The 15,477-nt window shown below is 71.7% G+C and carries 15 protein-coding genes; 8 read left to right on the top strand and 7 right to left on the bottom strand.

Going from position 1 to position 15,477, the window contains the following annotated elements; translation table 11 throughout:
• Window positions 1-4: 4 nt before the first annotated feature.
• From ACZ63E_RS20225 to ACZ63E_RS20245, 5 genes are all read left to right on the top strand, one after another.
• Window positions 5-931 (top strand): ABC transporter ATP-binding protein, encoded by a 927-nt coding sequence (locus ACZ63E_RS20225; RefSeq protein ID WP_465311203.1) that lies wholly within the window; start codon window positions 5-7, stop codon window positions 929-931.
• A 53-nt stretch (window positions 932-984) separates the two neighbouring features.
• Window positions 985-1,710: an ABC transporter permease gene (locus tag ACZ63E_RS20230; RefSeq protein ID WP_465338089.1), complete on the top strand. Its 726-nt coding sequence runs from the start codon at window positions 985-987 to the stop codon at window positions 1,708-1,710.
• A gap of 293 nt (window positions 1,711-2,003) precedes the next feature.
• A complete protein-coding gene (locus ACZ63E_RS20235; RefSeq protein WP_465311202.1) occupies window positions 2,004-2,975 on the top strand; it encodes a COX15/CtaA family protein in 972 nt (323 codons plus the stop codon).
• A gap of 49 nt (window positions 2,976-3,024) precedes the next feature.
• Window positions 3,025-3,942 carry an acyl-CoA desaturase gene (locus ACZ63E_RS20240; RefSeq protein WP_465337691.1) on the top strand — a complete coding sequence of 306 codons (918 nt, stop codon included), beginning with the start codon at window positions 3,025-3,027 and terminating at the stop codon, window positions 3,940-3,942.
• 89 nt (window positions 3,943-4,031) lie between these two features.
• Window positions 4,032-4,709 (top strand): alpha/beta fold hydrolase, encoded by a 678-nt coding sequence (locus ACZ63E_RS20245; RefSeq protein WP_465337693.1) that lies wholly within the window; start codon window positions 4,032-4,034, stop codon window positions 4,707-4,709.
• Here ACZ63E_RS20245 and ACZ63E_RS20250 read toward each other — a convergent pair.
• On the bottom strand, window positions 4,706-5,566 hold the full coding sequence (locus tag ACZ63E_RS20250) for an ATP-grasp domain-containing protein (protein WP_465337695.1): 861 nt from the start codon (window positions 5,564-5,566) through the stop codon (window positions 4,706-4,708). The genes ACZ63E_RS20245 and ACZ63E_RS20250 overlap by 4 nt on opposite strands.
• Window positions 5,563-5,880 carry a hypothetical protein gene (locus ACZ63E_RS20255; RefSeq protein ID WP_465311199.1) on the bottom strand — a complete coding sequence of 106 codons (318 nt, stop codon included), beginning with the start codon at window positions 5,878-5,880 and terminating at the stop codon, window positions 5,563-5,565. Before ACZ63E_RS20255 ends, ACZ63E_RS20250 begins: the two co-directional genes overlap by 4 nt.
• Before the next feature lie 79 nt (window positions 5,881-5,959).
• On the opposite strand from ACZ63E_RS20255, the gene ACZ63E_RS20260 reads away from it, so the two are divergent.
• A complete protein-coding gene (locus ACZ63E_RS20260) occupies window positions 5,960-6,928 on the top strand; it encodes a quinone oxidoreductase family protein (protein WP_465337697.1) in 969 nt (322 codons plus the stop codon).
• 68 nt (window positions 6,929-6,996) lie between these two features.
• On the opposite strand, the gene ACZ63E_RS20265 is transcribed toward ACZ63E_RS20260, so the two are convergent.
• The 5 genes from ACZ63E_RS20265 to ACZ63E_RS20285 form a co-directional block, all read right to left on the bottom strand.
• Window positions 6,997-7,563 carry an FKBP-type peptidyl-prolyl cis-trans isomerase gene (locus tag ACZ63E_RS20265; protein ID WP_465337699.1) on the bottom strand — a complete coding sequence of 189 codons (567 nt, stop codon included), beginning with the start codon at window positions 7,561-7,563 and terminating at the stop codon, window positions 6,997-6,999.
• A 10-nt stretch (window positions 7,564-7,573) separates the two neighbouring features.
• The gene (locus tag ACZ63E_RS20270; protein ID WP_465337700.1) at window positions 7,574-9,811 is read right to left on the bottom strand and encodes a HelD family protein; all 2,238 of its coding nucleotides are present in this window, start codon (window positions 9,809-9,811) and stop codon (window positions 7,574-7,576) included.
• Between the two features lie 60 nt (window positions 9,812-9,871).
• Complete coding sequence (locus tag ACZ63E_RS20275) at window positions 9,872-10,489, bottom strand: hypothetical protein (protein ID WP_465337701.1); 618 nt, start codon at window positions 10,487-10,489, stop codon at window positions 9,872-9,874.
• Window positions 10,486-10,887: a hypothetical protein gene (locus tag ACZ63E_RS20280; protein WP_465337702.1), complete on the bottom strand. Its 402-nt coding sequence runs from the start codon at window positions 10,885-10,887 to the stop codon at window positions 10,486-10,488. Before ACZ63E_RS20280 ends, ACZ63E_RS20275 begins: the two co-directional genes overlap by 4 nt.
• Before the next feature lie 86 nt (window positions 10,888-10,973).
• Window positions 10,974-11,954 carry a heme o synthase gene (locus tag ACZ63E_RS20285; RefSeq protein WP_465337703.1) on the bottom strand — a complete coding sequence of 327 codons (981 nt, stop codon included), beginning with the start codon at window positions 11,952-11,954 and terminating at the stop codon, window positions 10,974-10,976.
• Between the two features lie 293 nt (window positions 11,955-12,247).
• On the opposite strand from ACZ63E_RS20285, the gene tkt reads away from it, so the two are divergent.
• Together tkt and tal are read left to right on the top strand one after the other, a co-directional pair.
• Window positions 12,248-14,347 (top strand): transketolase, encoded by a 2,100-nt coding sequence (tkt, locus tag ACZ63E_RS20290; protein ID WP_465337705.1) that lies wholly within the window; start codon window positions 12,248-12,250, stop codon window positions 14,345-14,347.
• Between the two features lie 14 nt (window positions 14,348-14,361).
• Entirely contained in the window at window positions 14,362-15,474 is a 1,113-nt protein-coding gene (gene tal, locus ACZ63E_RS20295; protein WP_465337706.1) for a transaldolase, read from the top strand.
• The last annotated feature ends 3 nt before the right edge of the window (window positions 15,475-15,477 follow it).

Consider the following 15,477-nt stretch of genomic DNA (forward strand, 5'->3'; position numbering starts at 1 on the left):
CGATGTGAGTGCCCCCGCCGTCGAGATCACCGGGCTGGTGAAAAGCTACGGCTCCACCCGCGCGGTCGACGGTCTCGACCTGCGGATGGAGCGCGGCAGCCTGCTCGCCCTGCTCGGCCCGAACGGGGCCGGCAAGACCACCACCGTCGAGGTCTGCGAAGGCTTCCGGCGGCCTGACGGCGGCACCGTCCGCGTGCTCGGCCTCGACCCCGTGCGGCAGTCGGCCGACCTGCGCCCCCGCGTCGGGATCATGCCCCAGGGCGGCGGCGCGTACCCGGGTGTGCGGGCCGACGAGATGCTCCGCCTGGTCGCCTCCTGCGCCGCGTCCCCGCTCGACCCGGCCTGGCTGCTGGACGTCCTCGGGCTGGCCTCGGTGCGGCGGACGCCGTTCAAGCGCCTCTCCGGCGGGCAGCAGCAGCGGCTTTCCCTGGCCTGCGCGCTGATCGGGCGCCCGGAGCTGGTGTTCCTCGACGAGCCGACGGCGGGCATGGACCCGCAGGCCCGCCGGCTGGTCTGGGACCTGCTGGGCGCGCTGCGCGCCGACGGCGTCTCGGTGCTGCTGACCACGCACCTGATGGAGGAGGCCGAGGCGCTGGCCGACACGGTGGTGATCGTCGACCACGGCAAGGTCGTCGTCTCTGGCGCGCCCCAGTCGCTGACCATGGACGAAACCGGCGCGGCCGGGCTGCGCTTCAAGGCCCGCACGCGGCTGGACACCGAGCTGCTGACCGCGGCGCTGCCGGAGGGTTACGCCGTGCGCGAGTCGGCGCCGGGCACCTACGTGGTGGTCGGCTCGGTCGACCCGCAGGTCGTGTCGACGGTGACCGCGTGGTGCGCGCAGCAGGGTGTCCTGCCCGAAGAGCTGCAGGTCGGCAAGCGGACGCTCGAAGAGGTCTTCCTCGAGCTGACCGGACGGGAGCTGCGCGCGTGACCTTTCCGGCCGGCACGTTCACCCCGGCGCCCGGGCGCGGCTCGCTCGGCCGCATGCTGCGCACGCACGCGCGGATCGAAGCGAGCCTGACCCTGCGCCACGGCGAGCAGGTGCTGCTGACCCTGCTCATCCCCCTGGCGTTGCTGATCGGCCTGTCCCTCTTGGACATCCTGCCCGCGGCCCAGCTCGGCTCGGCGTCCAAAGTGGACTGGATCACCCCGCGCATCCTGGCGCTGGCGGTGATGTCCTCGGCGTTCACCGGCCAGGCGATCGCCCTGGGCTTCGACCGGCGCTACGGCGTGCTGAAGCGCCTCTCGGCGACGGCGCTGCCCCGGTGGCTGCTGGTGGCGGGCCGGGTGGCGGCGGCGCTGGTGGTCGTGGCCCTGCAGTCGGTGATCATCGGCGTGGTGGCGGCGTTCCTCGGCTGGTCGCCTTCGCCGGCCGGGCTGGCTTCGGCGATCCTGCTGCTGGTGCTGGGAACGTTGGCGTTCGGAGCGCTCGGCGTGCTGCTCGGCGGCGCCCTGCGCGCGGAAGCCGTGCTGGCGCTGGCGAACGTCGTCTGGTTCGTCCTGCTGCTGGCGGGCGGCATCCTGCTCGCGCCTTCTGCGCTGCCTTCCGGGCTCGCGGTGGTGGTCGAGCTGCTGCCGTCGGGAGCGCTGGCCGAGGGCATGCGGGCGGCGCTGGTCGACGGCGCGTTCGCGCCCGGGCCGATGGCGGTCCTGGTGGTGTGGGCGGTTCTCGCCGGAGCACTGGCTTCCCGCACGACGAAGCTCACCTGACCCGGCTCTGGTCCCCGGGCAGCCCGGCCGCGGCGCCGGCCCACGGGCTCGGTCGAACCCAGGAGTGCCGCGCGGCTGAGCCGCTGAAGGAGAGCCCGCCGGTGGGCCGGGCGACCGACCGAGACCGCGGCCGTCTGCTGGGCGATCTCGGACCACGAGGTGACCGGCCCGATGGGCCGCGCCTGACCTTCGGTGCCGGTCATCGATGACCTAGGTCCCTTGCGCCGGCCACGCCGTTCTGGACGCCGGGACCTGCCGAAAGCCGCTTTTCCGCGCGCTCTACCATCGGTGTCGTGCCGTTCACCAGCCTCGTCGCCCGCCTGCCGTTTCCCTCCGCCGCCGTGCAGCGGGCCGTCGGGATCGCCGCGGTGCTCGCGCAGGCGCTGATCGGCGTCACCGGCTCCGTCGTGCGCGTCACCGGGTCCGGCCTCGGCTGCCCGACCTGGCCGCAGTGCGTCGCCGGCAGCCTCGTGCCGGTGAACCACCCCGGCGTCCACGCGCTCAACCAGTGGATCGAGTTCGGCAACCGGATGCTGACGGGGGTGGTCATCGCCGTCGCCGCGATCGCCGTCCTCACCGCGTGGCGGGTCCAGATCGACCACCCGTCCCGCAAGCGCCTGGTGAAGCTCGCCTGGACGATGCCCGGCGGCGTGGTGCTGCAGGCCGTCGTCGGCGGCATGACCGTGCTCGCGAAGCTCGAGTGGTGGACCGTCGCGATCCACTTCCTCGCCACCACTCCCCTGGTCTGGCTGGCCGTCCTGCTGCTGCGCGCGTTCCGCGAAGGCGACGAACCCGCCCGGTCGCTGGTCCCGCCGTCCGGGCGCAAGCTGCTGGTCGCGCTCGCCGTGGTCATGTGGCTCGTGCTCGCGGCCGGCACCACCGTCACCGGCGCGGGCCCGCACAGCGGTGACATCAACACCCACCGCCTCGCCGTCCCGGTCGAGTCGCTCGCCCAGGTCCACGGCGGGCTGCTGGTGCTGTACCTGCTGCTGCTCGCGGTGTTCGGCCTGCAGCTGATGCGCGTCAACGCGCCGAAGAGCCTTTGGCAGCGCTACACCTGGGTCTGGGTGGTCGCCGTCGCGCAGGGCGGGCTGGGTTCGCTGCAGTACGCGCTGGGCGTGCCCGAGGCGATGGTCTCCTTCCACGTCCTCGGCGCGATGGCGGTCATCGTCGCGACGGCGACCCTGTGGACCGGCAGCCGCGACCGCGGCCCGGTCGTCTCGCTGACGGCCGCGCCGAAGCAACCGGAACTCGCCACCACCTGAGCAACCGTCGGCCACGCCGTCGTAACTCGCTACCGCTACGGTCTCGGCCATGACCTCGCGCGCCGCCCCCAAGCCGCTGATCTCCCACCGCCGCGGCACCGGCGAGATGATCGTGCTGAAGACGTTCCTCCTGGTGCCGTTCGTGGCACTGCTCGTCGCGGTCCCGCTGGTCTGGGGCTGGGGCATGAGCTGGGTCGACCTGATCCTCGCCGCGGTGTTCTACGTGTTCGCAACGCTCGGGGTGACCGTCGGCTACCACCGCTACTTCACCCACGGCGCGTTCAAGGCGAACCGGCCGCTGCGGATCGTGCTGGCCGTCGCGGGCAGCATGGCGGTGCAGGGCTCGGTGATCTTCTGGGTGGCCAGCCACCGCCGGCACCACGCGTTCGCCGACCGCGAGGGCGACCCGCACTCCCCGTGGCTGTTCGGCACCTCGCCCTCGGCGCTGCTGCGCGGCTTCTGGCACGCGCACATGGGGTGGATGTTCGGCCGCGAGGTGACCAACGCCGACCGGTTCGCGCCGGACCTGGTGGCGGACGCGGATCTGCGGGTGGTGAACCGCTACTTCTGGCTGTGGATCACGCTGAGCCTGGCCCTCCCGGCGGTCCTGGGCGGCCTGCTGTCGTGGTCGTGGTGGGGCGTCGTGACGGCGTTCTTCTGGGCCGGCCTGGTGCGGATCGCGTTCCTGCACCACGTGTCGTGGTCGGTCAACTCGATCTGCCACCTGATCGGCGAGCGCCCGTTCGCCAGCCGCGACAAGGCGGCGAACTTCTGGCCGCTGGCGATCCTGTCGATGGGCGAGTCCTGGCACAACTCGCACCACGCGGACCCGACCTGCGCGCGCCACGGGGTGCTGCGGGGCCAGGTGGACGTCTCGGCGCGGGTGATCCGGACCTTCGAGCAGCTGGGCTGGGCCAGCGACGTGCGGTGGCCCCGAGCGGACCGGCTGGCCGCGAAGCGCGCCTGAGCTTCCGCCCAGTGGAAACGCGGCTGGCCGATTCGCCGCGCTTGAACTGAGCTGGGCGCGCCTGAACCGCGAGAGCCCGTGGAGTCCCGATGACCGCACCCACCCTGCTGCTCGTCCACGGCGCCTGGCACGGCTCCTGGTGCTGGGAGCCCGTCCGGACGCGGCTGGCCGCCCACGAGTTTCCCGTGGTGACCGTCGACCTGCCCAGCGTCGCGCCGCCGGCCGGGCGGCCCGGGCTGCACGACGACGCCCGCGCGGTGCGCGAAGCCCTCGACACGATCGACGGGCCCGTGGTCGTCGTCGCCCACTCCTACGGCGGGGCGCCGGTGAGCGAAGGCGCGGCGGGCGCGTCCCAGGTCACGCACCTCGTCTACGTCACGGCTTTCCAGCTCGACGAGGGTGAGTCGCTCCTCGGCACGGTAGGCGGGCAGCCGCCGTCGTGGTGGAAGGTCGACGGTGACCTCTTCAGCCCGTTGACACCGCAGGAGATCTTCTTCGGCGACGTCGATCCGGAGGTCGCCGCGGACGCCGTCGCCCGGCTGCGGCCGCAGAGCTACGCGGTCGCCCGCGAGACGCTCACGGCGGCCGCGTGGAAGACGGTGCCCAGCACGTACGTCGTGTGCGAAGACGACAACGCCATTCCCGTGTTCGCCCAGGAAGCCATGGCGCGGCGGGCCGGGCACGTCGAGCGGCTGCCGTCGTCGCACTCGCCGTTCCTGTCGCATCCGGCGGAGCTGACGGCGATCATCGAGGCCGCCGCCGGTTAGGCCAGCTGCTGCCGCACCGCCGAGGCGAACCGCGTCGCGGCCGCCGGGTCGGTCTGGCGGAAGCCCAGCGACGGCTCGGTCAGCTCCAGCTCCAGCAGCAACGGCTTGCCGTCCGCGCCGCGGACCAGGTCCACCCGGGCGTACAGCAGCTCCGCCCGCAGGACCCCCAGCAGGCCCGACGCCGCGTCCAGCACGTCCTCGGCCAGCGCCACGGCGTCCGCCGGGGGCTCGGCCGCCGCCAGCTTCTCCGACAGGTACAGCCCCGACTCGTCCATTGTGGACCCGAGCATCGCGCCCTTGGTGAACGCGTGGGAGTAGATGCCGCCGAAGTAGGACAGGGCCAGCTCGCCCTCGGTGTCCACACTGGACTGGTACGGCTGGACCAGCGCCGTGTGCCCCTCGGCGTGCAGTGCCGCCACGTGCTCGGCCGCGTCGGCGCCGGCGTCGAACCGTGCCGCTCCGCGGGAACCCGCGCCGACCGACGGCTTGACCACGTACGCCGACTTCGGGAACTTCACCGGTTCGCCCGGGCCGACCAGGGTGGTCGGGACGACCGCCACCCCGGCGTCCAGCAGCTCCGCCAGGTACGACTTGTCGGTGTTCCAGCGCACCACTGGGGCCGCGTTGAGGAGCGCGGGCACCGACTCGCACCACGACAGGAACTCCGCGCGGCGGGAGGCGTAGTCCCAGGTCGCACGCAGGATCACGGCGTCGGCGGAGGCGAAGTCGGCACCGGAGTCCCAGGCCGCCCACGAAACGTCGAAGCCCAGAGAGGTCAGGGCGGGCACCACGGCGTCGTCGTCGCCGTCGCCGGACGGCAGCTCCGCGCAGCCGACCAGGATCGCGGTGCGGCTCACCGGCCGGCCATCTTGCGGCGGTGCTCCGGGCCGATCTTCGTGGCCTGCACGGTCTCGGCGTCCCACGACGCCGCTTCGAGGTCCTCGACCGCCTCGACCAGCGCCTCGCCGGTCGCCACCGACGCCACCACGACGTCGCCGAGCGCGCCGTCCGCGCCGACCAGCACGACCCGGGCCCCGGCCCGGCCGATGTTCTCGACCACCGCGCGGGACGGCTTGCCGTGCGCCTTCACGAACTTGCGCGCCGCGCCCAGCTGAGCGCCGGACGGCGGGGCGACGGTCTCAGAAGTTTCCTCAGCCACGTCCCGAACCATAACCAACCCGCGGCCGGAACGCGGAACAGCGTGGCGTCGGCCATAGTTGTGCCCGGTAGAACCGACTCGAGGAGGACCCATGCCCACCGCAGTGCAGGTGACGAAGACCGGCGGCCCGGAGGTGCTCACCACGGCCGATGTGGACGTCCCGGCGCCGCAGGCCGGCGAGCTGCTGGTCGACGTCGCCGCCGCCGGGGTGAACTACATCGACACCTACCAGCGCCAGGGCATCTACCCGATCGACCTGCCGTTCGTGCTCGGCCTCGAGGGCGCGGGCACGGTCGTCGAAGCCGGCGCCGGCAGCGGCTTCGCCCCCGGCGACCGCGTCGCCTGGCAAGGCTCGCTCGGCAGCTACGCGGCCCGCAAGATCGTGCCGGCCGCCATCGCCGTCAAGGTTCCCGAAGCCGTCTCCCTGGAGACCGCCGCCGCCACGATGCTGCAGGGCATGACCGCGCACTACCTGGTCGCGTCGACGTTCGAGGTCAAGCCGGGCCACGACGTGCTGGTGCACGCGGCCGCGGGCGGGGTCGGGCTGCTGCTCGTCCAGCTGGCGAAGGCGCGCGGCGCCCGCGTGATCGGCACCGTGTCGACCGAGGAGAAGGAGAAGCTCGCCCGCGAGGCCGGCGCCGACGAGGTCATCCGCTACGACCGCGACGACTTCACGAAGCTCACCCGCGACCTGACCGGCGGCGCCGGGGTCGACGTCGTCTACGACGGGGTCGGCAAGGACACGTTCGACGGCAGCCTCGCCAGCCTCAAGGTCCGCGGCCTGCTCGCCCTGTTCGGCGCGTCCAGCGGCCCGGTGCCCCCGGTCGACCCGCAGCGCCTCAACTCCGGCGGCTCCCTCTACCTGACCCGTCCGACGTCCGCGCACTACACGCGCAGCCGCGACGAGATCGACTGGCGGTCGAAGGAGCTGTTCGACGCCGTCGTGGCCGGCGACCTCACCATCCGGATCGGCGGCAAGTACCCGCTCGCCGACGCCCGGAAGGCGCACGAAGACCTTCAGGGCCGCCGGACGACGGGCAAGCTGCTGCTCATTCCCTGACCCGAGCGCCCCAAGGCGGCCTTGGGTGCGTCCAACGCACCGAAGGCCACCTTGGGGCGGGTGGGGACTCAGCCCTTGTCGGTCGGCACCGCGACGGCGTCGGTGACGAAGACGAGCGTCTCGTTGGGCTTGATGCCCTGGCCGCCCTGGCCGTACCCGAGGTCCGGCGGGATGATCAGCAGGCGGCGGCCGCCCTGCTTGATGCCGACCAGGCCCTGGTCCCAGCCCGGGATCACCATGCCGGCGCCCAGCTGCAGGTCGAACGGCTCACCGCGGTCGAACGAGCTGTCCAGCTTCTGCTTGTCCGACCAGGTCACCAGCGAGTAGTTCATCTTCAGGTTCTGGCCGGCCTTCGCGCCGTTGCCGGTGCCCTCGGACAGGTCCTTCGTGATCAGCTTCTTCGGCGGGTCGCAGGTGTCGGGAATGGTGATCGTCGGCGCTTCGCCGAACTTCCCCGTCGTCTTGACGTCGTCCGCGGTGCACTCACGGCCCTTGCTCTGGGTCGCCTGAGCGGCGTCCGACGACGGGACCGGCGGGCCCGCGGGGGCGGCCGTCTCGGTCTTGGCGTCCTGGCCACACGCGGCCAGCGACAGCGCCGCCGCGGCGACGACCACGATCTTCCCGATTTTCTGCATGCCGGGCACCCTAGCGAAGCACGGAGAGTGCCGGTACTTCGTCACCGGTCCGGACCACACCGAGTCGCCGGGTCGCCCGCGTCAGGGCCACGTACAGGTCGTTGAGCCCGCGCGGCGAGCCCGCCACGACCTCGTCCGGCGCGACGAGCACCACCGAGTCGAACTCCAGGCCCTTCGACCGCTCGACGGTCAGCACGCTCAGCCGTTCGTCCCGGTCGGCGAGCCACGCCGAAACCTGCTCGAGACGCCCGGACGGCACCAGCACCGCCACCGTGCCACCGTCCACTTCGGACAGCTCGTGGGTCACCAGCTCCGGCAGCGCGTGCTCGAGGGAAGCCGGGTTCGCCGACCACGGCGGCACTCCCGTCTCCCGCACCGACGACGGCGCCGACAAGGCGGGGTCCACCTCGGCCAGCACCCGGGCCGCGACCGCCATGATCTCGGCGGGCGTGCGGTAGTTCACGGTCAGCTGCTCCAGCCGCCACCGGTCCGCGACGTACGGCGAGAGCACCTCGTCCCACGACCGCGCGCCCCCGGCCGCGCCGGTCTGCGCGACGTCGCCGACCAGCGTCATCGACCGGTTCGGCGAGCGGCGCATCAGCAGCCGCCAGTCCATCGCCGAGAGCTCCTGGGCCTCGTCGACGATCACGTGCCCGAACGTCCAGGTCCGGTCCTGCGCCGCGCGCTGGGCCGCGGTCAGCTCGCTGCGCGCGACCTGGCGCTCGGCGAACAGCTCGGCGTCGAGGACGTCGGAGACGCGCAGCAGCTCCTCGTCGATGATCTCTTCGTCCTGTTCGAGGATGTCGAGAACACCTTCGGCGTACGCGCGGTCTTCGCGCTCACGGCGTTTGCGCTCGACGCGGGCCTCGGTGTCGTCGACGCCGATCAGCTCGGCCAGCTCGTCGAGCAGCGGCACGTCCGCGGGGGTCCACTTCGTGTCGCGGCCGCTCTCCAGCAGCGCGCGCTCGTCGGCGGACAGCAGCTTCCCGGCGGCGCTCGTGAGGCGTTCGCGGTCGGCGAACAGGTCGTCGAGCACCCCTTCGGGGGTCAGCACCGGCCACAGCTCGTTCACCGCCTTCGCAACGTTCTCGTCCGCGGCCAGCTCGGCGCGGATGTCCTGGAGATCCTGGCCGTCGAGCAGGTCGTCCCCGAGCTTCCGCGCGGCCTGGCGGGTCAGCGCGTCGAGGACGTCGGAGACGAACAGGCGGCGCGCCGGGTTGTGCGGGCGGCGCGACCGGCGGGCGCGGGTGCGGGCGTCGGCGCACGTCTTGCGGTCGAGCCGCAGGACGTCGTGCTCGTACTCGATCTCCACCACCGGCTCGGGCACCCGCTGGCGGTCGCGGACGGCGTTCGCGAGCACATCGGCCATGATCAGCCGGCCCTTGACCTCGGCCGTCTCGCGCCCTTCGACGCCGTCGGCGTCCAGGCCCGGGTAGAGCTGCCCGACCGTGGCGAGCAGCACACCGGTCTCGCCGAGCGACGGCAGCACCTGGCCGATGTAGCGCAGGAAGGTGCTGTTGGGCCCGACGACGAGCACGCCGCGCGTGGTGAGCTGCCGGCGGTGGGTGTAGAGCAGGTAGGCCGCGCGGTGCAGCGCGACCGCGGTCTTGCCGGTGCCCGGCCCGCCCTGCACGACCATGACCCCGCCCAGCGGCGCGCGGATGATCCGGTCCTGCTCGGCCTGGATGGTCGCGACGATGTCGCTCATCTCACCCGTGCGCCGCTGTTCGAGCGCGGCCAGCAGCGCGGCCTCGCCGGCCAGGCCGAGGTCCTGGCCCTGGTCGGCGGCGGTGAGGTCGAGGATCTCGTCGTCGAAGCCGGTGACCTTGCGGGTCAGCGACCGCAGGTGCCGTCGCCGGCGCACCCCGTCGGGTGACGCCGCGGTGGCGAGGTAGAACGGCCGCGCGACCGGCGCCCGCCAGTCGACGAGCAGCGGCTTGTAGTCGTCGTCTTCGTCGAACAGCCCGAGCCGGCCGATGTAGGTGGTTTCCTCGGCGCTGCCCGGGACGAAGTCGAGCCGGCCGAAGGCCAGCCCCTGCTCGACGGAGCCGAGCTGGGCCAACCGGTCGGTGTAGAGGGTCGTGGCGACGTCGCGCTCGGTGCGGGCCTGCGGCGTCCCGCCGGTCTGGCGCAGCGTCTCGTCGAGGCGGCGCTGGGCGTCGACGCGCTCGGCGTCGAGCTTCGCGTAGAGGGTGGTGACGTACGCCTGCTCGCGCGCGAGCTCGGCGGAGAAGTCGTCCGAAGACAAAGATCCTGCTTTCGCCTCAAGGAAAAGAGCCAGCCAAGTTTAACGGCGCACGCCGCGCGATCATTCCGGCGCGAGGTCGCAGTACGGGGAGACCTCGCTGCCGGGAGCGAGGGTGGCCGGCAGCTCCTTCTCCCCCACCGCGCACGACACGCCCGCCGCCGGCAGCTGCTCGCCGCCGGTGATGCGGCCGGCCGCGTCGCGGTGGAGCACCGCGGCTCCGCGGCTGGTCAGCGCCCGGCAGTTCGCCGAGTGGTAGCGGACCCCGCCGGGGACGACGGTCGCGGTCACCGGGGTGAAGCCGCCGAGAGACTCCGGGGGCAGCCAGGTTGCCGGGCCCGGCTCGGGCCGGTCCAGGGCGATGCCGATCCGCTCCCCCGGCAGCAGCAGCGGCACCTCGACCGTCCGGGCCCCCGAGGTCACCGGGATCCGGTAGGCGGCCAGGGTGCTCGTGTTCTCCAGCACAGCCGCGCCCGGTCCCTGCTCGGCGACCCTCACGACGCCGCCGTCCGGGGCCGGGCCGGGAACCGCCGTGATCCGCGTGGGTACGGCGCAACCGCTGCCGAGGAGCGCGTTCGTGTCGAGCGACACCTTTCCGCGGCCGAGGAACGCCAAGAGGCCGAGGACCACGACGGCGGCCAGCACCGCCAGGATCCGGTCCTTGCCGAGCCGGGGAATCACGGCCGGTCCGGGCTGGACACCTTGTACACGTCACCCGCGGTGCCGTAGTAGGACCCGGCGACGACGTAGACCGTGGTCCGCGAGTCCGGCTGCCAGTACGCGCGCATCTCGTCCGGCTCCAGCGGGTACGGCACCTCCGCCAGTGGGACGCCCCGTTCGGTGAGCAGTGCCCTGACCTCGTCGAACGTCACCGGACCGGCGAACGGGCCGTAGCGCTCGCGGATCAGGGGGTTGACCAGCTCGGGATCGCCGTACCGGAGGCGGTGGGCCTGGACCGAGAAGTGCGTCCCGGCCCACGGCTGACCGGGATCGGAGCGCTGCCAGAAGAACTCGACCATGCCGTGGTCGCGGCCCAGCGAGTAGTCCGAGGGGTTGTCGCCGTAGTCGTCACCGAACACATGCGCCACCTGTTCGGGTGACCAGGTGGAGTCGGCCCCGAGCACGGTGCCCGACTCGATGACGTCGGCGAAGAACCCCGCCGGGCTCAGAACGGGAGGCCGAGGGTCGGCAGGCCGATCGCCGAGTCGACGGCCAGCGCGACGAACACGATCATCAGGTAGGTGTTCGACCGGTGGAACAGCGCCATCGGCTTAGTCTCTTCCCCGCGCCGGACCGCCGCCTGCAGGCTGTGCGCGTAGAAGAGGAACCAGCCGCCCGCCAGGATGGCGAACGTGCCGTACAGCCACGACGTCACCGGGAGCAGCAGCAGCGTCCAGGCCACCATCACCCACGAGTAGATGACGATCTGCCGCGCGACGTGCTGCGCGGTGGCCACGACCGGGAGCATCGGGACGCCCGCGCGCTCGTAGTCGTCGCGGTACTTCATGCCCAGCGCCCACGTGTGCGGCGGCGTCCAGAAGAAGATGACGCCGAACATCACGAACGCCGGCCACTGCACGGTGCCGGTGACCGCGGCCCAGCCGATGACGACCGGCATGCAGCCCGCCGCACCGCCCCAGACCACGTTCTGCGACGTGCGCCGCTTGAGGCCGAGCGTGTAGACGAAGATGTAGAACAGGATCGTCGCGACCGCGAGGATCGCGGACAGCAGGTTCACCGTGAAATAGAGCACGGCGGCCGAGGCGACGCCCATCACCAGGCCGAAGATCAGCGCGCCGCGCCGCGGCACCGAGTCCTTCACCAGCGGCCGGCGCTTCGTGCGGTTCATCACCTTGTCGATGTCCGCGTCGATCACGCAGTTGAGCGCGTTCGCGCTGCCCGCGGCCATCGTCCCGCCGACCAGCGTGGCGAGGACCAGCCACGGCGAGGGGATCTGACGGCCGGCGAGGAACATCGCCGGGATGGTGGTCACCAGCAGGAGCTCGATCACCCGCGGCTTCGCCAGTGCGGCGTAGGCGCCGACGACCTGGCGGATGCTTCGCCGGTCACCGTGCGGTCGTTCACCGGTCGGGTGCACGGCGCTGGTGTCGTCACTGCGTCCGTGCGCAGCGTTCACCAACGACATTTCACTCCCTGCGTCAGGTTCGGGGTGGGCCCGCTGCCGGAGGCGTGTGGTGCCGCTGAAACCGCCGGTGTGAACCCTCGAACGATGTTAGACGTGGTGAATCCCGTGGGTGATCGCGGGTCTGGAACGGGTCCAAGCACTAGGCTGGCCGCGACGGGCCGCGATTGCCCCTGCGCACGGCCGCGAGCAGGAATATCGTCCCTTCGGGATCGATTGAGATAGAGGTCCGTGCGCACGGGTAACCGGAACGAGGAAGACCAGCCGCAACCATCATGACCGGGAGTTGGAGTTCAGTGTCCGAAACCGCCCCTACCAGCGAGAACAACCCACTCCTCCGGCGTAACGTCCCCGCCGACTGGACCGACACCGACACCCGCGCCGTGGACACCGTCCGGGTGCTCGCCGCGGACGCGGTCGAGAACTGTGGCAGCGGCCACCCCGGCACCGCGATGAGCCTGGCGCCGCTGGCCTACACGCTGTTCCAGCGCACCCTGCGGCACGACCCGAACGACCAGCACTGGCCGGGCCGTGACCGGTTCGTCCTGTCGGCCGGGCACTCGAGCCTGACGCTCTACATCCAGCTGTACCTCGCCGGCTACGGCCTCGAGCTCGAGGACCTCAAGCAGCTGCGCAAGTGGGGCTCGAAGACCCCGGGGCACCCGGAGTACCGCCACACCGACGGTGTCGAGACCACCACCGGCCCGCTGGGGCAGGGCCTGGCGAACGCCGTGGGCATGGCGATGGCCGCCCGCCGCGAGCGCGGCCTGCTCGACCCGGACGCGGCGCCCGGCGAGAGCATCTTCGACCACCACGTCTTCGTCATCGCCTCCGACGGCGACATCGAAGAGGGCGTCACCTCCGAGGCGTCGTCCATCGCGGGCCGCCAGGAGCTGGGGAACCTGATCGTCTTCTGGGACGACAACAAGATCTCGATCGAGGACGACACGAACATCGCCCTCTCCGAGGACACCGTCGCGCGCTACGACGCCTACGGCTGGCACACCCAGGTCGTCGAGGGCGGCGAGGACGTCGTCGCGATCGAAGAGGCCATCGCGAACGCCAAGGCCGAGACCGGCCGCCCGTCCTTCATCGCGCTGCGGACCGTGATCGGCTACCCCGCGCCGAAGAAGATGGGCACCGGCAAGGCGCACGGCGCCGCGCTGGGCGGCGAAGAGGTCGCCGCGGTCAAGGAGATCCTCGGTTTCGACCCGGAGCAGTCGTTCCAGGTCGAGGACGACGTCATCAAGCACACCCGCCAGGCGCTCGACCGCGGCAAGGCCGCGCACGCCGAGTGGGCCGGGAAGTTCGACGCGTGGGGCAAGGCCAACCCGGAGCGCAAGAAGCTGGCGGACCGGATGGCCACCCGCTCGCTGCCCGAGGGCTTCGCCGACAACCTCCCGAAGTGGGAGCCGGACGCCAAGGGCATCGCGACCCGCAAGGCCTCCGGTGAGGTGCTCAACGCCCTCGCCGACCCGCTGCCGGAGCTGTGGGGCGGCTCGGCCGACCTGGCCGAGAGCAACAACACCACGATGAAGGGCGCCGACTCGTTCGGTCCCGAGAAGGCCGCCACCGACATGTGGCAGGCCAACCCGTACGGCCGGACGCTGCACTTCGGCATCCGCGAGCACGCCATGGGCTCGATCCTCAACGGGATCGCGCTGCACGGCGGCACCCGCCCGTACGGCGCGACGTTCCTGATCTTCTCCGACTACATGCGCCCGCCGGTCCGGCTGGCCGCGCTGATGAAGGCGCCGGTCACCTACGTGTGGACGCACGACTCGATCGGCCTCGGCGAGGACGGCCCGACGCACCAGCCGATCGAGCAGCTTTCCGCGCTGCGCGCGATCCCGGGTCTCAACGTCGTCCGCCCGGCGGACGCCAACGAGACCGCCTACGCGTGGAAGGCCGTGCTGGAGGACATCCACCACCCGTCCGGCCTGGCGCTCACCCGCCAGAACGTGCCGGTGCTCGAGGGCACCAGCGCCGAAGGCGTCGCCAAGGGCGGTTACGTCCTGGCCGACTCCGACGGCACCCCGGACGTCGTGCTGATCGGCACCGGCTCCGAGGTCCAGCTCGCCGTCGAGGCGAAGAAGACCCTCGAGGCCGACGGCGTCAAGGCGCGCGTCGTGTCGATGCCGTGCGTCGAGTGGTTCGACGCGCAGGACGCGGCCTACCGCGAATCCGTCATCCCGGCCGGGGTGAAGGCCCGCGTGTCCGTCGAGGCGGGCATCGCCCAGTCGTGGCACCGCTTCACCGGTGACGCCGGGGTGAACGTTTCGATCGAGCACTTCGGCGCCTCCGCCGATGCCGCCACACTGTTCCGTGAGTTCGGGTTCACCGCGGAAGCAGTCGTCGAGGCGGCCCGCCGCTCGATCGCCAACACCAAGAACTGAAGGGGATGACAGTAATGAGCACCGACAAGCTCGCGCAGCTGTCCGAGGCCGGCGTATCGATCTGGCTGGACGACCTCTCGCGCGAACGCCTGAACACCGGCAACCTCGCGGACCTGATCCGCGACAAGCACGTCGTCGGCGTCACGACCAACCCGACGATCTTCGCCAACGCGATGTCCAAGGGTGACGCCTACGACGAGCGGACCCGTGAGCTGGCCGCCCAGAACGCCGACGTCGAGGCCACCATCCGCGACCTGACCACGACCGACGTGCGCAATGCCGCGGACCTGTTCCGCGACGTCTACACCGCCACGAACGGCGTCGACGGCCGCGTCTCCATCGAGGTCGACCCGCGTCTGGCCAAGGACACCGACAAGACGGTGGCCGAGGCGAAGGACCTCTGGAAGACCGTCGACCGGCCGAACACGCTGATCAAGATCCCGGCCACCCAGGAGGGCCTGCCGGCGATCACCGCCACGCTCGCCGAGGGCATCAGCGTCAACGTCACGCTGATCTTCTCCGTCGAGCGCTACCAGGCGGTCATCGAGGCCTTCTTCGCCGGCTTGGAGCAGGCGAAGGCCAACGGCCACGACCTGCGCGGCATCCACTCGGTCGCGTCGTTCTTCGTGTCCCGGGTGGACACCGAGATCGACAAGCGCCTGGACACGATCGGCACGGACGAGGCCAAGGCCCTGCGCGGCAAGGCGGCCGTCGCCAACGCGCGGCTCGCGTACGCCGCCTTCGAAGAGCTGTTCGCTTCGAACCGCTGGAAGGCCCTCGCGGCCGACGGCGCGAACGCGCAGCGCCCGCTGTGGGCCTCGACCGGCGTCAAGAACCCGGACTACTCCCCCACCCTCTACGTCGACGACCTGGTGGTGAAGAACACCGTCAACACCATGCCGGAGAAGACGATGGACGCCGTCGCCGAGCACTCCGAGCTCAAGGGTGACCAGGTTTCCGGTCGTGGTGCCGAGGCGCAGGTGGTCTTCGACAACCTGAGCGCCGTCGGCATCGACATTCCGGACGTGTTCGTCGTCCTGGAGAACGAGGGGGTCGAGAAGTTCGAGAAGTCCTGGACCGAACTGCTCGACACCGTCAACGGCCAGCTCGAAAAGGCGAAGGGCTGAAGC

Source organism: Amycolatopsis sp. NPDC104819 (assembly GCF_055583145.1).